This is a genomic window from Cryobacterium sp. AP23, assembly GCF_054075385.1.
This window is the reverse complement of the sequence record NZ_CM133415.1, coordinates 256,081-276,927: the sequence shown is the minus strand read 5'-3', so window position 1 is coordinate 276,927 and position 20,847 is coordinate 256,081. Positions and strand designations below refer to the sequence as shown.

The following is a 20,847-nucleotide window of genomic DNA, read 5'->3' as shown; positions in this document are numbered from 1 at the left end:
GCGGAACAGGTGGGAATCGCTGGCAGCCCGTACGATGACTGGCATGCGCTCCGATGACGTTCCCCGGGTGGCGGGCCTGGTCCTGGCCGCCGGGGCGGGCACCCGGTACGGCGGCCCGAAGGCGCTCGTGGTCGACGCCGCCGGCGAGCCGTGGCTGGTGCGGGCGGCCCTGGCCCTTGAGGGTGGCGGCTGCGACCCGGTGCTGGTCGTGCTCGGTGCCGGCGGCGCCGAGGCCGAGATCCTGTTGCGCGCGTGCCTCGACCGGTTCGAACGGCCGGACCGGCTCACAGTGGTGCACGCCGAGAACTGGGCGGACGGGCTGTCGGCCTCCCTGGACGCGGGGCTGGCCACCCTGCAGGACAATACGGTCTCAGACGGCGGCCCGGTCACGGACGGCGACCCGGTCACCGCCGTGGCGCTCGTTCCCGTCGACGTGCCCGACCTGAATGCGGCCACCGTGCGGCGGTTGGCCGACGCCGCGACCGCCGACACCCTCCGGCAGGCCCGCTTCGGCGGCCGGCCCGGGCATCCGGTCGTCATCGGCCGTGCCCACTGGTCGGCGGTGCGGGCCGGGCTCAGCGGTGACACCGGCGCCCGGCCGTACCTGTTGGCCAACGGCGTGCAGCCGGTGGACTGCGACGACCTCGGCACCGGCCGCGACGTCGACACCCCGCACATCGACACCCCGCACATCGACACCCCGCACATCGACACCCCGCACATCGACACCCCGCACGTCGACACCCCGCCGGCAGGATAGGCCGTGCCGGCCGGCATGCGGCTCACCACGGCGCTTCGAGCTCGTCGAGGTCCTCGTACACGCTGGTGATGGCCGCGATCCGGGTGCGGCTCTCCCGCACCTGCGCCCCCATCGCACCGGTGGCCAGCAGGTTCACCAGGCTCATCGCCGTGGCGTAGCTGTCGAACGCCGACACCGAATCGACCGGGCATTCCAGCCAGTGCGTGGCCTGGTCCGAGTACTTGCGGGCTGATGAGTCGGCGATGAGCACCAGCGGCACGTCCCGGCGGCGGATGGCCGCGACGATCTCCCCGAACCCGGACACCCGGCGGCGGAACCCCATCAGCACCACCACATCGCGCGGGCCCAACCCGGCCAGCTCCTCGCCGAGCGACTGGCCGGGCAACGGCGCCAGCCGCACGTGGTCGCGCGCCTGCACCAGCTGCTGCCTCAGGTGCAGCGCGAGCGGGTAGCTGTTGCGCAGCCCCACGATCACGACGTTCTGGGCCGACTGCACCAGCCGGGCCGCGGCATCCAGCCGGCCGTCCTCGAGGGTGAGCAACAGCCGCCGCAGGTTGTCGTGCTCGGCGGCGGCGTGCGCGGCCAGCCGCGACGGGGTGCCGGCGGATGCGCCGGGGCCGCCGAGCGGTGCGCCCAGGCTCCGCAGGGCGCGGGCGTGCTCGCGCACCTCGGCCGAGTCCTGGAACCCGAGCCGCCGGAACAGCCGGGAGACCGTGGCCTTCGACACCCCGCTCAGCCGGGCCAGCTCCGACGCGTTGTACACCGCGAGGTCGCTCATGTGGTCGAGGATGAAATCGGCGGCGCGCTGCTCCTGCGGCGAAAGTTCCCCATAACGCCCGTCGATGCGCTGCCCGATGTTCATGGTCATGCCAGGCCCGGCGCGTCCTGCGATCCGGCAGCATCGGAGTCGACGGTGCGGGCATCGGCGTCGTGCGAGTCGGCCAGGGCGAGCACGGCGGCCTCGAACGCGTCCAGCGCCGCGGCGACATCGGCCTCGGTGACCGACTCGTCGGGGTGGTGGCTCACGCCGCCGGCGCACCGCACGAAGAGCATCCCGATCTCGGTGAGATGCCCGACGGCCATGGCGTCGTGTCCGGCCATCGACAACAGCTCCAGCGGCTCCCGGGTGCCGTCCGCGGTGCCCGCTCCGGCGGAACGGATGCCCGCGGCGATCACCCCGCGCATGCGGTCGCTGCAGTGCGCCGCGGGTGCCGAGTGCGTCTGTTCCACCCCGAGGTGCAGCCCGCGAGAGGCGCAGAGCTCCTCCATCATGCTTTCGATCTCCTGCCAGGCCCGGTCGCGGTCGGCGTCGAACCGGCCGCGCAGGTCCAGGCTGAATTCGGCTCGGCCGGCGATCACGTTCACGGCGTCGGGGAATACCTCGAGGTGCCCGACGGTGGCGATGAGGTCGGCGTCGCGAGCGAGCCGTTCGATGGCGACGATCGCTTCGCTGGCTCCGGCGAGGGCGTCACGGCGGTGCACCCACGGCGTGCCGGAGTGGCCGGCCCTGCCGGTGATGGTGATCTGGAAGCGCCGCGCCCCGGCGATCGACGAGACGATGCCCAGCGGCCGGTCCTGCTCCTCGAGCACCGGGCCCTGCTCGATGTGCGCCTCGAGGTAGCCGATGAAATCGTTGGAGGTGCGGCCCGCGCTGCCGATCGCGGCCGGATCCAGGCCGAACGCCCGGTAGGCGTCGTGCAGGGTGGTGCCGTTTTCGTCCTCGAGTTCCCACCAGGCGTCAAGCCAGGTGCCGGCCAGGGCGCGGCTGCCGAGCAGCGCCGTGCCGAAGCGGGTTCCCTCCTCGTCGCCGAAGGCCACGACCTCGAGCGCGAACGGCAGGGCGCGCCCACTGGCCCGGATGCGGTCGACCACCGCGATGGCCGTGAGCACACCCAGGATCCCGTCGAAGCGCCCGGCCGAGGGCACGGTGTCGAGGTGCGAACCGAGCAGCAGCGCCGGCAGGCCGGGGCTGGACCCCTCGAGCCGGCCGCACTGGTTGCCCGCGGCGTCCTGCCAGGTGGTCAGGCCGGCCTCGCGCATCCAGCCGGCGGCCAGGGCGTTCACGGCGGCGTGCTCGGGCGAGAGGTAGACCCGCTCGATCAGGCCGTCAGGCAAGGTCGAATGGGTGGCCAGCTCGTCACAGCGGGCCAGCACGGCGGCGGCGCTGGTGCGCGCACCGCCGTACTGGGTTGTGCCCCCTGTCTTCCCCTGGTCCCCCGCCTGGTCCAGGTCGCCGTGTGCGCTCATCCGGCAGCGTCCGCTGTCGACGTCGTCGCTCGCGCGGCATCCTGGTAGATCGCGTAGGCGGCTCCGACGCCGCCACCCCCGGTGACGCTGGCACCGGCACGGCGGAGCACCTGCTCGAGCGCCGACAGCGTGGTGAGCACGGTGTCCTTGCGGGCGTTGTAACCCATAGTGCCGATGCGCCACACCTTGCCGTGCAACGGTCCGAACGAGGTGCCGATCTCGATGCCGAAGTCGTTCAGCAACTCGCCGCGCACGGCATCGCCGGTGACGCCCTCGGGGATCCGTACGGCCACGACGTTGTTCATCCGGTGCGCCTGGTCGCCGAAGACCGACAGCCCGAGGCCCTGCACTCCGGCGAGCATCGCGGCACCGTGCAGGCGGTGCCGCTCCACTGCCGCAGCCATGCCCTCGTCCACCAGCAGCCGGGCGCACTCGCGCGCGCCGTAGAGCATCGTGGTGGCCTCGGTGTGGTGGTTCAACCGCTTGGGACCCCAGTAGTCGAAGATCATCGACAGGTCGAAGTAGTTGGAGCGGATCGGGTGGGCGCTTACGGCGTCGCCGGCCTCACGGATGCCCGCTTCGATGCTCTTGCGGGCATTGATCACCTCGACGGCGCGCGGCGAGAACGTCGCCGGCGCCGAGCCGGATGGGCCGCCCAGGCACTTCTGCAGCCCGGCGGTGACCGCGTCCAGGCCCCAGGCATCCGCCTGGAAGTCATTGCCGGCCAGGGACGCGGTGACGTCGGTGTAGAACAGCACGCCGTGCTTGGCGCAGATCTCGCCGAGCTCGTCCAGCGGCTGGGCGAGGGTGGTGGAGGTGTCGCCGTGCACGATCGCCAACACGGCCGGCCGGGTCTCGGTGATGGCCTGCTCGATCTGGGCCGGCGTGAACACCGTCCCCCACTCGATCTCCCGCACATGCACCTCGGCGCCGGCGCGCTCGGCGATCTCGCGCAACAGGTGGCCGAACCGGCCGAAGATGGGCACGAGCACCCGCTCGCCGGGGCTGATCAGTGACACGAGGGCCGCCTCGATGCCGGCCCGGGAGGTGCCGTCGATCAGCAGGGTCTGCTCGTTGGTGGTCTGGAAGACCCCGCGGTAGAGCTCCATGGTCTCGTTCATGTACGCCGTCATCGACGGGTCGTACTGGCCGACGAGCCCAGCGGACATGGCGCGCAGAACCCGCGGGTCGGCGTTGACAGGGCCGGGGCCCATCAATAGACGCGACGGCGGATTGATCGGAAGACTGGAAATGACTGTTTCACCTCTCGGCAGTTCTGAACCACATGTTTCAGGTGCCCAGTTTACGCAACAGGTGTTTCAGTCATGTTTCGCGCCGTCGACCACGCGGATATCGCTTCAACTGCTGGCGGGCCGGCGGGGTCGGAGCGCAGTCGCGAACGCTGGCGCGAACGTTGCGGCGGTGTCGATCAGGGCGAGGTCGGTGTGCCGCGGACCGACCAGGCACAGGCCCACGGGCGCTCCGGCCACCTCGAGCAGCGGTACCGAGAGCGCCGGGTAGCCGCCGATCCCGGCGACGCTGGTCATCGTCAGGGTGCTCGTGCGGGTCGCATCGATCGCGGCCGGGTCGGCACGCCGGGACGGTGCGGTGGACGACGCCGACGGCAGCAGCAGGATGCGGCCCTCCAGCACCGCGTCGAGCCTGGCCCGGGCGTCGGCCAGGGCGGTGCGCGCCTCGGCCTCCTCGGCGGGATCGCTGCGGGACGCGGCCTCGAAGCGGCTCGCCACGGCGGCACCGAGGGCGCCGGGATGCGCGGTGACCCAGTCACCGTTCGAGCGCCAGGCCTCGGCGGCCTGCACGACGCGGAACAGCCGCAGCAGCTCGGTCAGGTCGCCCAGGTCGACCAGGTCCGGCGGCGGCAGCAGGCCCGCGTCGGTGAGCCGGTCCACCCCGGCGACGAAGGCGGATTGCACGTCGTCGTCCGCCGCGAAGACCAGGGCGCCCGACACCGCGAACCGGGCGGGGGCATCCGTCTGGCTGGCCGGGTCGAGCGACGCGGCGGCGGCGGCGCGCAGCACGGCGGGCCCGCGGGTGAGCCAGCCGACGGTGTCGAAGGTGGGCGCGAGCGGCAGCAGGCCGGTGCGGTCGACGGCACCGTGGGTCGTGCGCAGCCCCCAGAGTCCCTGGTAGGAGGCCGGGACCCGGATCGACCCGCCCGTGTCGGTGGCCAGGCCGATGCTCGCCTGGCCGAGGGCCACCGCGGCGGCGGGGCCGCTCGAGGACCCACCGGGCAGTCCGCCGGGCACGCGCACGTTCGGCGGGGTGCCGTAATGCTCGTTGTCGCCGGCGATGCTGTACGCGAACTCGTCGGTCTGGGCGATGCCGCGCACGCTCGCGCCGGCGGTCAGCAGCGCCGTGACGGCCGAGGCGGTCGCGGTGGCGGGCACCGCCTCCCGCAGGAACACCGGGTTGCCGGCGCCCACCGTGAAGCCTGCCAGGCCGAAGAGGTCCTTCACGGCGATGGTCTCGCCGGCCAGCGCGGCCGGGCCGGTGGTGTCGGCGCCAGTATTCTCGGCGGCGGCGATCAGCGGCGCCCCCACCACGCGCCACACCGTCGGATTGATCGCGGCGGGCGGCGCGGCCACCTGGGCCACTTCCACCTGCCAGTCACCGGTGGCCGAGAGCGCCCAGAGTTGGGTGACCAGGCCGGCGCCGCCGGCATCCGGGGCGTTCACGGACACGATCAGGGCGTGCCCGGGGTCGATCACGCGCACGTGCAGGGCGCGGATGCCCCTGGCCACGGTGCCGCTGCGGGCGCCGCGGAAGCCGCTGATCGCGTCGTGGCCCACCAGCAGGCCGGTGGCGTCGCCGCGGAGGGTGTGCTCGCCGGGCGCGAAGAACGCGTCCAGCGCTTCGAGGTCGTTCGTGGCCAGGGCGGCCTCGTAGCCGGCGAAGGCGGCGAGCAGCCCGTCGGGCAGCTCCCCTGTGACCGTGGTGGGGGTGGGGACACCCAGCGGCTCAGGCATCGAAGTCCGCCACCCGGATGCGGGCGTGCACGCCGGCGACAAGGTCGACCACCTGGGAGATGTTGAAGTCGGTGGCGGCGCTCAGGTAGGCGTAGGCGAGGGTGCGGTCCATGCCGTAGCGGGCGGCGAGCAGGTCGATGGCGGCGCGCACGCATTTGCGCACGGCCTCGTCGAGGTCGGCGTCCAGGCCCGTCGGTACCAGGAAGTCCGCCGTCTCGGCCAGCGGCCCGACGAGTTCGCCGAACGCCGCCACCGCGTCGGCCTGCGAGACCACATCAAAACGGATGGTCACCCGTAGGGATGCTTCCATCGCGGTGAGCGCCACCTCCCCGTCGCCCTGGGCGAAGTGCGGGTCGCCCACGTAGGCCAGCGCGCCATCCACCTGAACCGGCAGGTACAGCGCGGAGCCCACGGTGAGCAGGTTGATGTCGATGTTGCCGCCGTGCGAGCCGGGTGGCACCGAGTGCGGGCGTTCATCGCCGGCGACGGCGACGCCCATGATGCCCAGGAACGGCCGGAGCGGGAAGTGCACGCTCCGTGCGCCGCCGGGCACGAGCGGGAGGGTGCCGACCTGGCCGGCGTCGGTGTCCTCGAGCGCGGCGAAGACGCTGACGTTGCCCTCGCCGAGCGGGTACTCCCCGGGCAGGGCGCCGCGGCCGTGCCGGTTGGAAATCACACCGTATGGCACCCGCGGGAGGGCCTCGAGCACGGTCATCTTGAGCAGGTCGCCCGGCTTCGCACCGCGCACGTGGATCGGGCCGGTGACGAGGTGCGGCCCGTCCACCCGGGGGTCACGCGGGCTCTCGGATCCGGCCAGCAGCACCGCGTCATCGAGCACTCCGGCGCGCTCCACCCCGTGGCCGGCGAAGAAGGCCTCCGGGTTCCGGCCCTGGTCTTCGAGCACGCCCTCGTGGCTGATCGTGTCGATGGTGACCTCGGTGCCGGCATCGATCGTGAGGGCCGGGGCATCCGCGGCGCAGGGCAGCCGCCCCCAGAGCACGGTGTCGGGCGTGGCGGGCAGGTAGTGCTCCGCGCGGATGGGCCCGGTGCCGGGCTGCAGGATGTCGAATGGCATGGGGTGCGCCTTTTTCGGATCGGGGTCAGGACGACAGGCGACACCGGCCTGAGGCCGGCGTGATCCCGTTGGTCGAGAATAGCGCCCGTTTTGCGCCGGCCACGACCAGCCGCTACCGTGACAATTCCCGAGCCGATAGGACCACAGTGGCCTCCACCCCCGTCATCCACCGCCTGCGCAGCCGGCCGGACAACCTGCACCTCGGCCTGATGCTGGCCCTCACCTTTTCCACCGGTGTGGCGGATGCGGTCGGCTACCTCGGCCTCGACAAGGTGTTCACCGGCAACATGACCGGCAACGTCGTCATCCTGGGCATGGCCATCGCCGGTGCGGACGACCTGCCCGTCGTGGGTCCGCTGATCGCGCTCTTCACCTTCATGGTGGGCGCCGCGATCGGCGGCCGGGTGCTGCGACCGGTGAAGGTGGGCTGGACGACGCAGGCGACAGTGCTGTTCGGCGCCGTCGGCGTGGTGATGGCCGCCCTGGCGATCACCCTCTTCGCCCTCGGCGGCAAGCCGCCGGCCCCGTTCGACCTGCTCGTCACCGGCTTCCTGGCCGCAGTGATGGGCCTGCAGGCCGCCGTGGCGCGGCACATCGCGGTGAAGGACGTCACCACCGTCGTCGTGACCAGCACCATCACCGGTTTCGCCGCGGATTCCTGGTTCGGCGGCGGCAAGAACCAGCTCTGGTTCCGCCGGCTCTCGGCGATCGTGCTCATCGGGGTGGGAGCCGGCGTCGGCGCCCTGCTGCTCATGGTGCACATCGGCTGGGGCATCGCCCTCACCGCCGTGATCACCCTCACCGTCACCGTCATCGGCCACGCCGCCGGCCGCCCCCACCACGCCCCGGCAACCCAGCCCTAGGCATCCCCACCGCGGCGGCCACACCCTCCGGCCGCACGCAAACAAGGAAATAATGAGGTTATGAGGACCCGATTGGCCGGTGGGTCCTAGAAAACCCACTATCTCCTTCCAAATCTGCACCGTGGCGCGGATGCGGGAGGGTGGTCAGGCGTCGCAGGTGGTGAGGACCGCGGTCATCGCGGCCCGGTCCTCCGGGGTCACGCCGAGGTCGTAGGCCACGAAGACGGGCACCAGCTTGTCGATGTACCAGCACTGCAGGCTGGTGTCGGAGGGCAGGTCGTCCCAGGCCACCCGCTGGCCGAGGTCGTGCCGGTCGGAGACGTCGGGATAGACGCCCGGCAGCCACTCGCTCGGCAACGAATCCGACTTCGACGAGTTCTCCGACCCCTTGACCGCGAGCAGGTTCACCGGGTCGTTGGCCAGGGCCTCGCGCTTCTCGGCCGGCCAGGCCTCTCCCCCGGTCGCGTAGACGGCCTTCAGCGGCAACAGGTGGTCGATCTGCACGTCGGCCGAGGTGTCCTGGCCGCGCACGAAGTCGATCGTCTCGCCCGTGTACGGGTCGGTGAGGATACCCGTGTACACCCGGCAGGTCGCCGGGTCGATGTCGGTGCCGGTGAGGTCGCGAGTGAGGATGTCGTTGCGGGTGTCGCATCCGTTCTGGTCGAAGTCGAAGCTCCACGCCTCGCCAAACAGTTCCTCCCGGTTACCGGCGTAGCTGCCGTCGTCGGTGTAGACCGCGTCGGGCAGCGCCGCCACGAGGGCGAGCGCCTCCGCGCTGGGCAACTCCGCGTCAGGCACCTCGCCGGGCACGGTGGGCAGGGCGGCAGGCGAAGCGGCCGGTGGCGTGGCTGCCGGATCGGCCGTCCGTGCCGCGGCGACCTGGCCGACACCCCAGACCAGGGCCGCGATCACGACCAGGGCGAACAGGTACCGAGGATTCCGCCGGGCGGTGGAGCGGGTGCGAACGGGTGGGCGGCGGCTCATTGCTGGGGACTCACGATGCCTCCATCCTGCCATCCCGGCCCGGCCCGGTTGTGCGGCGACACCCTCCGCCGAGCGCCGGGTGGTAGCACTATCCGCGCGGGCATGTGAGGCTTAAGCGGTGCCACAGATCGATGAATCCACCCGCATCCGAGAGGCCGTCTCCCTGGACCGCCCCTGGGTCACCGTCGTCTGGGACGATCCGGTCAACCTCATGTCCTACGTCGCGTATGTGTTCCGCAGCTACTTCGGCGTGACCGCGGAGGAGGCCGAGCGCCTCATGCTGCAGGTGCACAACAACGGCCGCGCCATCGTGGCGACGGGCAACCGCGAGTCGATGGAACGGCACGTCGAGGCGATGCACGGCTACGGGCTCTGGGCCACCCTCGACAAGGCCGAAGAATGAGCGACCGGCCTTCGCTGAACGGGACCGTCGCATGATGGAATTCCGCCGGGAGGACTCCGGAACCGTGTCGGCGATGTTCGAACCGGTCGAAGTCGACCTTCTTCGCCACGTCGCATCCCAGCTGTTGCAGCTGCTCGCCTCCGTCGACATCGACGACGAGGTCATGCTCGCCCAGCCCGCGATCCACCGGTTGCTGCCGGATGCCTACCCCGACGACCCCGAAGCCGCGGCCGAGTTCCGCCGGTTCACGGCCGACGGCCTGCTTGAGGGCAAGATCGCCAACGCCACCGCGGTGCTCACCGCGCTCGGCGACGACGAACGGTCGACGTCGACCGAGTGGGCGGATGGCTCAGGTCACGACTCGCCGCACGACCCGCTGCCGGTGCCGATCGTGCTCAACGAGCCCCAGGTACAGTCCTGGCTGCGCACCCTCACCGACCTCCGCCTGGTGGTGGCGGACCGCCTGCAGATCGATCCCACCGGCGTCCCGCATCTCGAGGACGAGGAGTCGCAGGTGGTCAACGACATCTACAACTGGCTGGGCATGGTGCAGGAGTCCCTCGTCTACGCGATCGACGCCTAGCACCCACGACTGTTCCCCGTGCGGACAAATGCACCCGGCACACCGGGTGCATTTGTCCGGATTGGGAACAGTTGCAGGCAGGCGTCAGGATGCGCTGGGGACCGCCTGCAGGGCGGCGTAGGCCCGGCGCGGGCCCGCGCCGTCCGCCAGCGACGCGCTCAGCGCGGTGAGGCGGGCGCGCGGTTCGCCGCCGAGCTCGAGCAGCGCCGCGGCCGCGTACCGCAGCTCGTCCGGGCTGGCCACGTTCGGGTCGAGGGACAGCCCGAACCCGGCGTTCTCCAGCGCCGCGGCACCGGCGAACTGGTCGGTGGAGAACGGCAGCACCAGCAGCGGCACCCCGGCCGTCATTGCCTCGGTGACGGAGTTGTTGCCGCCGTGGGTGACGGCCAGGGCCGAGCGGCCCAGCAGGGTCACCTGCGGCAGGAACGAGCGCACCAGCCAGGAGTCCGGGACCGGCCCGAGCTCGGCGGCATCGGTGGATCCGACGGCGACCGCCACGCGCACGTCGAGTCCGCGCAGGGCCTCGGCCACCCGGGCGAGCACGTCACCGCGCACCGAGAGGAAGCTGCCGAAGCTCACGTAGACGATGGGACGGTCGTCGGCCGCGGCCAGCCAGGCGGTGACCGCGGGGTCGTCGGCCTCGCTCCGCACCGCTGAGCCGAGGAAGGCGTGCTCCGGCAGCAAGGCCGTACGCGCGGCCGCGTGCAGTTCGGCCGGGTAGTTCAGCAGCAGCACGTCACCGGTCTCGGTGAAGGCGTCCCCGCTCGGCGGAGCGGCCGGGTCCAGCTGCAGCAGGGCGTCGTTCCACTGCAGGGTGAAGTCGTCGCGCACCCGTTCGCAGAGCAGCCGCAGCCGCTGCAGCTCCTGCGGGTCGGGGCTGAACGCGGCGGGCCACTCGGACGGCGACCCGTAGACCTCATCGCCGACGGGCAGCGCAGACGGATGCCCGAGCACCACGTCGGCGTGCCGCACCCCGGCACTGATCAGGGCGAGGCGGGCGCTGAAGGCGAGGTGGTCGACGATCACCTGGTCGGGCTGGATCTCGGCGACGATGCGCTGCACCTCCCTGGCCACGACCACGGGGTTCCACAGCAGGTCGCTGCTGCGCGCCTCGGCCTGGAACCGGAGGGTCTCCACGAGGCCGACCCTGGTGGCGTCGAAGAATCCGCGCAGGGCATCGTCCTCACCGGTGGGCTGGTCCTCGGCCCGGATGGTGCCGGGGTTCGACCCGCGGCCCAGCTGCAGGTTCACCCGTTCGAAGCCGAAGTCGGCGACGATGCCGGCCGTCGCCGGTCCGCTGGCCACGACGACTCGCTCGCCGGCCGCCTGCCAGGCGGTGCCCAGGGTGGCCAGCGGGAACAGGTGGGAGGCGTAGTCCGGGCTGATGATCAGGAGGGTCATGATGCGCTCAACGCCCAGTCGAGGGCGATCTGAGCCTCGGCGACCGACCGGTAGACCCCGGCGAGGGTGCCGGCCATGGCCTGGATGGCGAAGGTGCCGGCGACCATGTCGGCCGCGCGCTTGGCGAACTCCTCACCGAACGGGCCACCGGCCAGCTCGAGGGCGTCGGAGATCCCGGCGGCGAGGCGGTCGGCATCCGCCGTGTCCACCAGGAACCCGGTGGTGCCGTCCTCCACGTAGGTGGCCGGCCCGCCGGCGTCGGGGGCGACGACGGTGAGGCCGGTGGCCATCGCCTCGAGCAGCGCGATGCCGAATTCTTCCTTCATGCTCGCGCACACGTACACGCCGTTCGGCGCGGCCAGGCCCGGGCGGCCGTAACGGGCGGCGGCCAGCCAGCGGGCGACCGAGTCGTTGGCACGGTGCCCGGCGAGCAGCAGGCCGTGATCGGCCGCGCTGTCCAGGGGCACGGCGGCGGCGATCCGGTCCAGCTGGCCGCGTTCGTCCAGCGACGGGTTGCCCAGGTCTCCCCCGACGATCAGCAGGTTGCAGCGCTCCCGCAGGCCGGCGTCATCCGCCCAGGCGTGCACGAGCGTCGCCATGCCCTTCACCCGGTGCAGCCGGCCGACGGTGACCGCGAGCGGCAGGTGGCGGCGGTGCTCCGGCAGCGTCTGCAGCAGGGCGTCGAGGTCGGCGAAGTCCGCGGGGTCGGCCGCCACCGCGGCGGCCACGGAGCGTTCGATCACGGTCAGGTCGATGCCCTCGGCGACGACGGAGTGGCGCTCGGGGTGCGCGGTGATGTCGATCCCGACGAGGGTGCGCATGTCCCGCTCCAGCTCGGGGCGGGGGAAGAGCACGGTGTGCGCCGCGTCGGCGGCCATCCGCTGCACGAGCCGGGCCCGGAACCAGAAATGCTCGGCTTCGTCGACGGTGCCGAAGTTGGCGCGGGTGAGCGTACCGGCGGCGTCCATCGCGTTGATGACACTGTGCGGGTCCGGCGCGACGGTGAAGACCACGGGGATCTCGAGTTCCCTGGCGACGGTCGAGGCCGCGAGGGTGCCGACGTCGGCCATCCGCAGGTGGATGACGTCGACGGTGCCGGCGGCGCGGAGGATGCGGCGGATGCCGCGTTGCACGGCCACGCGCCGGGGCCAGGACTCGGCCGAGGAGATCGGCGCGCCGAGGAATGGGACCGTCGCGAAGGCGTGCCCGGAGAGGGTGGAGCTCACCTCGGGTAGGCAGGCCAGCGCGGCGGCGGGGCCGCCCCGCGAGATGGTGAGCACCCGGTCGACGGTCGGGGTATCGAGATCGGCGGCACGCGTGTCGGCACCACCGGCGACCAGGGCATCACCCAGGCGCACCAGCAGGGTTGCGATGCCGCCGTTGTCGCCGGAGCCGACCTGGCTGAGCTCGCGGTCGATGTCGGCGTGCAGGAACAGCTGGGCCACGGTCTGGCCCTGGCTCCACGGCGCCCGCGGGTAGGCGGGCACGGTGAGGTCGAGGAGGGCGAGCCTGGCCACGTCGGCCAGTTCGTCGTCACCGCGGGCCAGTGTGGTCACCAGCGCGATGTGGGCATCGGTTGCTGGGCGGTCGCCGAGCGCGGCGACGGCGGCGGCCCGCGGGTCGAGGCCTTCGGCCGGGTCCGCGGCGATCCGGGCCAGCATCCGCTGCGGGATGCGCCCGTTGATCAGGCCGATCGTCTCGACCAGGCGGGCGCGCGCGGCCGGGTCGGCCACGCCGAGCATGGCGCCTTCGGCGGCCAGTGCGACGTGTTCGGGGGCGGACCCCGCCCAGTGCTCGAGGGTGCGCTGGGCGATCATGCCGGAGAAGCCGCCGCTGACCACCATCTGCAGCAGCCCGGCGATGGCGTCGAAACGCGGCAGCCTGGTGCCGAAGGCCCACGCGGCGTGTTCGCGGAGGAACCCGGACTCGTGCTCGAGCAGCGTGACGAGCACGTCGTCGGCGGAGTCGTCGAAGACCTGGGCCAGGGCATGCACGGCCGCGATGGCGGTGAGCTGGTCGGTGGGGTCGAGCGCGGCCTGGGCAAGCAGGCGCACGGCACGGTTGCCGCCGTCGCGGCTGGCGGCGATGGTCAGGTCGTCGGCGTAGCGGATGCCCGCCAGGATGCCATCGGCCTCGCGAATGCTATCCAGCGTCGTGTGGGTTCCCACGGTGTCTCCCTCTCGGCGGACGCGTCCGCCGTTCATTCCGCCACTCAGCTGCGCGGACTGCCTCCGCGCGGGCCGGTGCACCCGGGCAGGCAACACTGCCGGTCCGGATGTCCCGTGAATACTTCGGAGCGGTCAGCTGAAAGGTTTGCCCCGGAGCGACATTCTGCCATGACGGGGAGACACGCTCCTGACCGGGCGCGTTTGGTCAGGTCATTGGCAGGTTGGCGCGGCGCCCGTGGCTGGTGCGGCTAGAAGACCAGCCCCGCCGACGCCGTCAGGCCGCCGTCGGCAGCCAGAGTGGTGCCCGTCACGTAGGAGGCCGCCGGGGATAGCAGGAAGGCGATCACCTGGGCGATCTCGGCGGGTTCACCGAGCCGGCACAACGGGATGCGGCGGGAGAAGTCCCGGCCGAACGTCTGGTCCGCCGGGTTGTCGTCGCTGCTGTCGGCCCGCACCAGGCCGGAGGCCACATTGTTCACCCGGATGCCCCTGGCCGCGTAGGTGAGGGCGGAGGAGCGCACCAGGTCGATCATGGCGATCTTCGACGCGTGGTACGCCCAGTTACCCGGGTCGGCGAGCAGCCCGGCCACGGAGGCGGTGGCGACGATGCTGCGGTGGCCGTCGAGGGACAGCCCGTTGACCGCCGACTGAATGCCCAGGGCGATGCTGTTGAGGTTGCGGGCGAGCATGCGCTCCCCCTCGGCGATGCTGCCAGGGACTCGCAGCGACCGCGATCCGCCGATGTCGGCGTGCAGCACGGCGGCATCGAGCCGGCCGAAGGTGTCGATGGCCTGCTCCACGGCGTCGCGGGAGTCCGCTTCGAGACCGACGTCGCGCACCAGCACCAGGTGCCGGTCGCTCAGGGTCGGGGTCGCCTGCACGTCCACCCCGGTCACCGCGTAACCGTTGGTGAGGAGCCGGGCCACCACGGCACGCCCGATGATGGAGCCGGCACCGGTCACCAGGGCCACCGGCGTCGGGTTGTCGTCGACCGCGGACGGGACGGGATGGGTGCTCACGTCGGCGGACGTCTCGACCTGAGTGTCGGGAACGTCCTGAGTCTCCATCTTGAGTGCCATCTGTACCTCCAGGGGTCGTGCGATCCTGCCTACCGTCCCACTGAAATGCTACGCTCGCCCGGCCGACAATGGGAAAAACCTGCTCCCGCTGGCGCCTGTCGGAGGAGTGACCTACACTTCTGGATATCGAACATTTGTTCGAAGTATCCGTTCGAAAGGCGCCCATGCCCCAGATCATCGACACCGCGGTGCAGGTCGAACTCTCTGCGGACGGCGACCCGCTGGCGTTCGTCTGGGACCGATTCGAACACACGATTATCGGGCAACCGCAGGCCGTCTTCACCCGCACCCGCTGGTGGGAGAACGACGGCACCCCCACCCGCATCGACACCGAACTGTGGCGGGTGGATGCCGTGCGCGGCAGCGACGAGCAACACCGGTACGACCTGCGCCACGATGCCGACGGCACCTGGGTGCTCTCGCTCGATTGGGGGTGAGCGGGCCCATGAGCTTCCCGCACCTCCACGTCGCCAGCGCGTACTCCACCCACTACGGCGTGACCATGCCGGAGGCCCTCGCCGGGCAGGCCGCCGCCGACGGCGCGACCTTCCTGGCCGTCACCGACCGCGACGGCCTGTACGGCGCCGTGAAGCATGTGCGGGCCTGCGTGGCCGGGGGGCTGCGCCCCGGGCTCGGCGCCGACCTCCACGTGCACGACGACGACCTGGTGCCGCTGGGCCGGGTGGTGGTGCTGGCCCACGGCGGCACGGCGGGGCGCGGGTATGCGGCCCTGTGCCGGGCCGTGTCGAGCGCACACGAGACCACGGCCCGGGTGCCTGGGCACGTGCCGAGCATCCCGCGGGCCCGCCTCGCCCAGCTGGCCGGGCTGAGTTCCCTGACGGTGCTGCTGGGGCCGGCCTCCGACGTGGGGGTGGCCATTGAACGCCGCGACAGCACCCTCGCACGGGCGAACCTGGCCGCGTGGCTGCGGCTGATGCCGCCGCAGTCCGTGGCGCTCGAGATCGTCTGCCACCTCGCCGAGCCCGGCACCCCGGGCAGCGTCGCCCCGGCCACCCGCATGCTCGCCCTGGCCGAACACGCCCAGCTGCCCGCCGTGCTCAGCAACGCCGTGCGCTACGGCACCCCCGGTGAGGCCGTCACCGCCGACCTCGCCGACGCGGCCAGGCACCTCACCCCGCTCGCCCAGCTGGAGCACCTGCAGGCCACGCAGCCGCACGCCGCGCACGGGCAGGACGGGCACCTGCGGGGCGAGCACCTTCAGGGCGAGCACCTTCAGGTGAACGGGCAGGCGTGGCTGAAGCCGGCTGCCGCGATGCGGCAGGTCGCCCGCATGGTGGTGGATGCCGGCCAGCACAGTGACGGCGCCCTCGCCCGACTGCTGCGCGACACCAACGACCTCGCCGACCGGTGCGCGCTCGACCCGGTCGCCGACATCGGGCTCGGCCGTCCACGGATGCCGGAGGCGAGCGTGATCGGGGTCACCGGCGACCCGCTCACCGAGCTGTGGGCGCGCGCCCGGCACGGCATCGACGACCGCTACACCCGCACGGGTCAGCCCGCCCTGCACGCGGCGCACGAGCGTCTGGCCCACGAGATGGCCACCGTCGAGAAGCTCGGCTTCGCGTCGTACTTCCTCACCGTCGCCAAGGTGGCCGACATCGTGCGCGGCATGGGCATCCGCATCCAGGCCCGCGGCTCCGGGGTCGGCTCGGTGCTCAACTACGCCCTGCACACCTCCTCGGTGGAACCGATCTCCAACGGCCTGCTCTGGGAACGGTTCCTCTCCCCCGAACGGCAGACCCTGCCCGACATCGACCTCGACGTCGAGTCCGCCCGGCGACACGACATCTACCGCAGGGTGTTCGAGACCTTCGGCGGCGACCGGGTCTCACTGATGTCCATGACCAACGCCTACCGGGGCCGCGGCGCCGTGCGGGATGCGGGCCTGGCGCTCGGGATGCCCGAGACCCAGGTGGCCACGATCGCCAAGCAGATGTGGCGCTTCAACGCCCGCGACTTCCGGGCGGCCCTCGAGGAGAAGCCCGAGCTGGCCGAACTGGCCGCCGAGGTGCACGAGTCCGCGCAGCTCGGGCAGCTCGTCGACCTCACCGCGCGGCTGGACCGGCTGCCCCGGCACATCTCGGTGCACCCCTGCGGCGTGATCCTCTCCGACGCGTCCCTGCTGGACCGCACGCCGGTGCAGGCCTCGGGCATGGGCCTGCCGATGTCGCAGTTCGACAAGCACGACATGGACCCGATGGGCCTGATCAAGCTCGACATCCTCGGCGTGCGGATGCAGTCGGCGATGGCCCATGCGCTCGAGGAGCACCACCGGCTCACCGGGGAACAGATCGACCTGGACCGGGTGCCGCTCGACGACCCGGCAACCTTCGAACTGATCCGCTCCACCCGCACCCTGGGCATCTTCCAGCTGGAGTCGCCCGGCCAGATGGAGCTGGTGGGCAAGCTGCAGCCGGAGGTGTTCAACGACCTCACCGTCGAGATCTCGCTGTTTAGGCCGGGACCGATGCAGAACAACATGCCGCTCACCTACCTGCGCGCCCGGCACGGCGAGGTGGCGCCGGACTATATCCACCCCCGTTTCGAGGCGATCCTGCGCGAGACGAAGGGGGTGGTGATCTTCCACGAACAGGTGATGCGGCTCTTCGACGAGCTCACCGGCTGCGGCCTCGGCCACGCCGACGTGCTGCGCCGGCACCTCGGCCGGCCGGAGCAGCTGCCCGTCATCGAGGCCTACCTGCGCGAGCACGCCCACACCCGCGGCTTCGACGCAGGCACGATCGACCGGATCTGGACCGTGCTGGCCGGGTTCGGCAGCTTCGGCTTCGCCAAGGCCCACGGTGCCGCGTTCGCCCTGCCCACCTACCAGTCCGCCTGGCTGAAGACCCACCACCCGGCGGCGTTCCTGGCGGGGCTCCTCACCCACGATCCGGGCATGTGGCCCAAGGACCTGCTCGTGGCGGAGGCCCGGGTGCTCGGAGTCCCCGTGCTCGGCCTCGACGTGCAGCGCAGCGGCCTCGACTACCGGGTCGAGGCCGTCGGCGAGAGCGACCAGGGCATCCGGATGCCGCTGCTGGAGCTGAGCGGATCCAGTGACGCCGAGCGCGCCCGGATCGTGCGGCACCAGCCGTTCAGTTCGCTGCAGGACTTCCGCGACCGGGTGCATCCGCGGGCGCGTACCTTCGAGGCGCTCGCCCGGGTGGGGGCGCTGGACAGCTTCATCGGCTACGACCGCACCCGCCGGCACGAACTCCTCGCCCACATCCAGTCGCTGCGGGGCACCGCTGTCGTGATCGCTGACGACCAGCTCGCCTTCGAGGTACCACTGCCGGTGCTGGACTACGCGGGCGCCCGGTTCACGGCCGTGACCTCGCTGCAGCTGCGCGGCCGCACCCAGTCCGACCTCGAACTGCTCGACACCGGGCTGGCCGTGTCCGGGCACCGGATGCGCAAGTACTACCCGTTGTTCGCCGAGCTCGGCGTCACGCCGGCGTCGGAGCTGGCCACCCTGCCCGGCGGCACCGACGTGCTGCTGGCCGGCGTGCGCCGCGCCACGAACACTCCGCCGATGCGCGGCGGGAAAAGGGTGGTGTTCGTCAGCCTCGACGACGGCACCGGTCCGGTGTCCAATGTGGTGTTCTTCCACGATGCGCAGGAGCGCATCGGCGGCGCCGTCTTCCAGACCGACCTGATGCTCGTGCGCGGCCGCACCCGGCGCTCGGGCGCCCGCGGAGTCTCGGTCACCGGTGAGGGACTCTGGGATCTGGTGACGGTGGCCAAGGAACGAGCCCGGGAACGCTCGCGCGCGGCCAAGGCGGCCCGGAACTCCGCCGAGGAGGCGGCCCAAGACTCCGCCAAGCAGGCGGCGCAGACGGCCGCCACCACCCCGCACACACCCCGGCAGGCCGCGTCGGGCACGGCCACGTTCGACCTCTGGTCGACCCGGAGCGCCTAGTCCTCGTCGTCCTCGTCATCCTTGTCAGGGCCGGGCAACGGGATGCCCGGCAGCGGTTCGCCGCCGTACTTCGCGTTCGCCACCGACATCACATCCGGCCACATCCGGTGCCGAGCGGTGGCCACCGGGCCGCTCGGGAAGCGCATCGCGCGCTGGTTGCCGTTGCCGGTCACGCTGACCACACCGACCGCGGTGGCGACCTCGCTGCTCGCGCCGCTCATCCAGGTGTCCTTGGCACCGTCGGTCGTTCCCGTCTTGCCGATCATCGGAACCCGGGGCACCGTGCCGGTGTACGACTGGGTCGCGGTGCCGCCGGTGAGTACCCGGTTCAGCGCGGTCACCATCTGCGCGGCGGTGTCGGGCCGCACCGATGCCGCACACCGGCTTTCGGGAATCGGCACCGTGCTGCCGTCGGCGGCGACCATCCGGTCGATGACCACCGGGCTGCAGGTGACACCCCGGTTGGCGATCCCGGCGAAGGCCACGGCGATGCTCAGCGGGGCCACCTCGTTGGTGCCGATCACCGCCGCCGCGGTCTGGCTCAGCGGGTCGCCGTCGGCACGGTGCATGCCGAAGGCCTCGGCCATCTTGCGGATGCCGCAGAGGTCCAGCCGCTTGGCCATACCGATGTAGCCCGTGTTGATCGACTTGATGGTCGATTCGAGGGCGCTGTAGTTGCCGCCGGACTCATTCGCGTCATTCTTGGGGCTCCAGCCCTGGGAGTCGTAGTTCTGGGGGCCGCGGCAGCTGTCATTGAACGTGCCCCACCGGGACTTGGGCGCCGAATCGACCCGCTCGCTCAGGGAGTGCCCGGTGTTCAGCCATTCGGCCAGGGTGAAGATCTTGTAGGTCGACCCGGGCTGGAAACCGCGGGAGCCGCCGTCGACGAAGTCGGTGTTGTAGTTGACGCTCGTCCAGTTGTTGCCGGTGGCCTGCACCTCGGGGTCCTGGCTGTAGTCCTTGTTTTGCGCCATGGCCAGCACCCGCCCGGTACCCACCTCCACGCTGGAGATGACGGCGCCGACATCCCAGCCCGGGCGGGACTTGGGCACGTTCTCGTTCAGGGTGGTCACGGCGGCGTGCTGCAGGTCAAGGTCGAGGGTGGTGTAGACGTCGAATCCCCCACGGCGCAGGTTCTTCAGCCGGGTCTCGTCGTCCGGTCCGAAGGCCGGGTCGCGCGCGAGGACGTGGACCACGTAGTCACAGAAGAAGGCGTCGGCCAGGGCGGTCTGGCATCCGGTGCTCGGTTCGTTGATCACCGGTTGGACGGGCGTGGCGATGGCCTCGTCGTATTCAGCCTGGGTGAGCTTGTGGTACCGGAGCATCTCACCGAGGATGTAGTCGCGGCGTTCCTTGTTGTCCCGGTAGCCGTTGGCCGCACCGTTGGTCTCGCTCGCCGGCCGGTCGAGCCGGAACTTGTCCGGATTGTTCACGATGGCCGTGAGGCTCGCCGCCTGCGCGGCCGTCAGGTCGGCCGCCGTGCTGTGGAAGTAGTAATCCGCGGCCGCCTCGATCCCGTAGACCCGGCCGCCGAAGCCGGCGATGTTGAGGTACTGCCGCAGGATGTCGTTCTTCGCGTACTTCTTCTCCACCCCGATGGCCAGCCGCATCTCCTTGAGCTTGCGCACAACCGTGGTCTGGGTGGCCGCGTCGTAGCAGTCGGCGATCTCCTCCGCGGTGGCGAGGGTCTCGCAGCGCTGCACCAGCACGTTCTTCACGTATTGCTGGGTGATCGATGAGCCGCCCTGCACGCTGCCTTTCAGCGCCGTCGTCAGCGCGCCACGCACGGTGCCCTGCATGTCGACCCCGCCGTGTTCGTAGAAGCGCGGGTCTTCGCCGGCGATCGCGGCATCCTTGACTTTCTGGCCGATGTCGTCCCAGCCCACCTCGACCCGGTTCTGGTCGTAGAGCGTGGCCAGCAGCACCGGCGTACCGTCGGAGCGGGTGGCGTAGATATTGCTGCGCTGGGCGAGCGGTTCGATGGCCAGGTAGTCCGGAAGGTTGGCGAACGTGCCGATGGTGCTGCTGGCGGTGACGCCGCTGACAGCGAGCACGGGAGTCAGACTCACCGTCACCAGCAGGCCGGCCACTGCGCTGGTGGCCAGCAGGCCGAACAGCGCGCCGAAAACGCCGCCCGCCGACCGCGGCGGCGTGACCCCGGTGCCGTTCATTCCGTTCGTACCGTTGCCCGCCATCGCGCGACTTCCCCTCATTTCGCCAAGTGGAGTGGCCCCCACTTAATTCCCGGCGTACCGCCGCCGCTAGGGGCTTGCCGAAGCCCCCGAAGAGGGGAAGGACGTCGCCCGCGGGCGAGCGCGGGTGAGGGCGGATGCGAGGCCGGGGGTTAGAGTTGCGTGTCA

General features: G+C 71.5%; 16 protein-coding genes. 6 read left to right on the top strand and 10 right to left on the bottom strand.

Going from position 1 to position 20,847, the window contains the following annotated elements; all coding sequences use genetic code 11:
• Window positions 1-43: 43 nt before the first annotated feature.
• Entirely contained in the window at window positions 44-760 is a 717-nt protein-coding gene (locus tag ACU5E9_RS01275; protein ID WP_456811849.1) for a nucleotidyltransferase family protein, read from the top strand.
• Between the two features lie 22 nt (window positions 761-782).
• Here the strand turns inward: ACU5E9_RS01275 and ACU5E9_RS01270 are convergent, their stop codons facing one another.
• The 5 genes from ACU5E9_RS01270 to ACU5E9_RS01250 all read right to left on the bottom strand — a co-directional run bounded on the left by ACU5E9_RS01270 (window position 783) and on the right by ACU5E9_RS01250 (window position 7,069).
• Complete coding sequence (locus tag ACU5E9_RS01270; protein WP_456811848.1) at window positions 783-1,628, bottom strand: MurR/RpiR family transcriptional regulator; 846 nt, start codon at window positions 1,626-1,628, stop codon at window positions 783-785.
• Window positions 1,625-3,007, bottom strand: a complete 1,383-nt coding sequence (locus ACU5E9_RS01265; RefSeq protein WP_456811847.1) for an allantoate amidohydrolase — start codon at window positions 3,005-3,007, stop codon at window positions 1,625-1,627. The genes ACU5E9_RS01270 and ACU5E9_RS01265 overlap by 4 nt, the downstream gene beginning before the upstream one ends.
• Entirely contained in the window at window positions 3,004-4,221 is a 1,218-nt protein-coding gene (locus tag ACU5E9_RS01260) for a pyridoxal-phosphate-dependent aminotransferase family protein (RefSeq protein WP_456811846.1), read from the bottom strand. Before ACU5E9_RS01260 ends, ACU5E9_RS01265 begins: the two co-directional genes overlap by 4 nt.
• 144 nt (window positions 4,222-4,365) lie before the next feature.
• Window positions 4,366-5,994 carry an AtzH-like domain-containing protein gene (locus tag ACU5E9_RS01255; RefSeq protein ID WP_456811845.1) on the bottom strand — a complete coding sequence of 543 codons (1,629 nt, stop codon included), beginning with the start codon at window positions 5,992-5,994 and terminating at the stop codon, window positions 4,366-4,368.
• The gene (locus tag ACU5E9_RS01250; RefSeq protein WP_456811844.1) at window positions 5,987-7,069 is read right to left on the bottom strand and encodes an acetamidase/formamidase family protein; all 1,083 of its coding nucleotides are present in this window, start codon (window positions 7,067-7,069) and stop codon (window positions 5,987-5,989) included. Before ACU5E9_RS01250 ends, ACU5E9_RS01255 begins: the two co-directional genes overlap by 8 nt.
• 146 nt (window positions 7,070-7,215) lie before the next feature.
• Between ACU5E9_RS01250 and ACU5E9_RS01245 the strand changes: the two genes are divergently transcribed.
• Window positions 7,216-7,932: a YoaK family protein gene (locus ACU5E9_RS01245; RefSeq protein WP_456811843.1), complete on the top strand. Its 717-nt coding sequence runs from the start codon at window positions 7,216-7,218 to the stop codon at window positions 7,930-7,932.
• Window positions 7,933-8,076: 144 nt separating this feature from the next.
• Here ACU5E9_RS01245 and ACU5E9_RS01240 read toward each other — a convergent pair whose 3' ends face one another.
• A complete protein-coding gene (locus tag ACU5E9_RS01240; protein ID WP_456811842.1) occupies window positions 8,077-8,916 on the bottom strand; it encodes an HNH endonuclease family protein in 840 nt (279 codons plus the stop codon).
• Between the two features lie 118 nt (window positions 8,917-9,034).
• On the opposite strand from ACU5E9_RS01240, the gene clpS reads away from it, so the two are divergent.
• Window positions 9,035-9,319, top strand: a complete 285-nt coding sequence (clpS, locus tag ACU5E9_RS01235) for an ATP-dependent Clp protease adapter ClpS (protein ID WP_456811841.1) — start codon at window positions 9,035-9,037, stop codon at window positions 9,317-9,319.
• A gap of 31 nt (window positions 9,320-9,350) precedes the next feature.
• Window positions 9,351-9,902, top strand: coding sequence for a DUF2017 family protein (locus tag ACU5E9_RS01230; protein WP_456811840.1), 552 nt, complete (start codon window positions 9,351-9,353; stop codon window positions 9,900-9,902).
• 84 nt (window positions 9,903-9,986) lie between these two features.
• On the opposite strand, the gene ACU5E9_RS01225 is transcribed toward ACU5E9_RS01230, so the two are convergent.
• From ACU5E9_RS01225 to ACU5E9_RS01215, 3 genes are all read right to left on the bottom strand, one after another.
• Window positions 9,987-11,303, bottom strand: coding sequence for a nucleotide disphospho-sugar-binding domain-containing protein (locus tag ACU5E9_RS01225; RefSeq protein ID WP_456811839.1), 1,317 nt, complete (start codon window positions 11,301-11,303; stop codon window positions 9,987-9,989).
• Complete coding sequence (locus ACU5E9_RS01220; protein ID WP_456811838.1) at window positions 11,300-13,471, bottom strand: glycosyltransferase; 2,172 nt, start codon at window positions 13,469-13,471, stop codon at window positions 11,300-11,302. Before ACU5E9_RS01220 ends, ACU5E9_RS01225 begins: the two co-directional genes overlap by 4 nt.
• Before the next feature lie 248 nt (window positions 13,472-13,719).
• A complete protein-coding gene (locus tag ACU5E9_RS01215) occupies window positions 13,720-14,550 on the bottom strand; it encodes an SDR family NAD(P)-dependent oxidoreductase (RefSeq protein WP_456811837.1) in 831 nt (276 codons plus the stop codon).
• Window positions 14,551-14,714: 164 nt separating this feature from the next.
• Between ACU5E9_RS01215 and ACU5E9_RS01210 the strand changes: the two genes are divergently transcribed.
• A complete protein-coding gene (locus ACU5E9_RS01210; RefSeq protein ID WP_456811836.1) occupies window positions 14,715-14,987 on the top strand; it encodes a hypothetical protein in 273 nt (90 codons plus the stop codon).
• An 8-nt stretch (window positions 14,988-14,995) separates the two neighbouring features.
• Window positions 14,996-18,487, top strand: coding sequence for a DNA polymerase III subunit alpha (locus tag ACU5E9_RS01205; RefSeq protein ID WP_456811835.1), 3,492 nt, complete (start codon window positions 14,996-14,998; stop codon window positions 18,485-18,487).
• Here ACU5E9_RS01205 and ACU5E9_RS01200 read toward each other — a convergent pair.
• Window positions 18,484-20,700: a transglycosylase domain-containing protein gene (locus tag ACU5E9_RS01200; RefSeq protein ID WP_456811834.1), complete on the bottom strand. Its 2,217-nt coding sequence runs from the start codon at window positions 20,698-20,700 to the stop codon at window positions 18,484-18,486. The two genes, ACU5E9_RS01205 and ACU5E9_RS01200, sit on opposite strands and share 4 nt — an antisense overlap.
• Between the last annotated feature and the right edge of the window lie 147 nt (window positions 20,701-20,847).

Bases quoted from the DNA above. Each gene is read 5' to 3' on its own strand.
- ACU5E9_RS01275 (WP_456811849.1), top strand. From the start codon at position 44: ATGCGCTCCGATGACGTTCCCCGGGTGGCGGGCCTGGTCCTGGCCGCC.
- ACU5E9_RS01270 (WP_456811848.1), bottom strand. From the start codon at position 1,628: ATGACCATGAACATCGGGCAGCGCATCGACGGGCGTTATGGGGAACTT.
- ACU5E9_RS01265 (WP_456811847.1), bottom strand. From the start codon at position 3,007: ATGAGCGCACACGGCGACCTGGACCAGGCGGGGGACCAGGGGAAGACA.
- ACU5E9_RS01260 (WP_456811846.1), bottom strand. From the start codon at position 4,221: ATGGGCCCCGGCCCTGTCAACGCCGACCCGCGGGTTCTGCGCGCCATG.
- ACU5E9_RS01255 (WP_456811845.1), bottom strand. From the start codon at position 5,994: ATGCCTGAGCCGCTGGGTGTCCCCACCCCCACCACGGTCACAGGGGAG.
- ACU5E9_RS01250 (WP_456811844.1), bottom strand. From the start codon at position 7,069: ATGCCATTCGACATCCTGCAGCCCGGCACCGGGCCCATCCGCGCGGAG.
- ACU5E9_RS01240 (WP_456811842.1), bottom strand. From the start codon at position 8,916: ATGAGCCGCCGCCCACCCGTTCGCACCCGCTCCACCGCCCGGCGGAAT.
- ACU5E9_RS01230 (WP_456811840.1), top strand. From the start codon at position 9,351: ATGATGGAATTCCGCCGGGAGGACTCCGGAACCGTGTCGGCGATGTTC.
- ACU5E9_RS01225 (WP_456811839.1), bottom strand. From the start codon at position 11,303: ATGACCCTCCTGATCATCAGCCCGGACTACGCCTCCCACCTGTTCCCG.
- ACU5E9_RS01215 (WP_456811837.1), bottom strand. From the start codon at position 14,550: ATGGCACTCAAGATGGAGACTCAGGACGTTCCCGACACTCAGGTCGAG.
- ACU5E9_RS01210 (WP_456811836.1), top strand. From the start codon at position 14,715: ATGCCCCAGATCATCGACACCGCGGTGCAGGTCGAACTCTCTGCGGAC.
- ACU5E9_RS01205 (WP_456811835.1), top strand. From the start codon at position 14,996: ATGAGCTTCCCGCACCTCCACGTCGCCAGCGCGTACTCCACCCACTAC.
- ACU5E9_RS01200 (WP_456811834.1), bottom strand. From the start codon at position 20,700: ATGAGGGGAAGTCGCGCGATGGCGGGCAACGGTACGAACGGAATGAAC.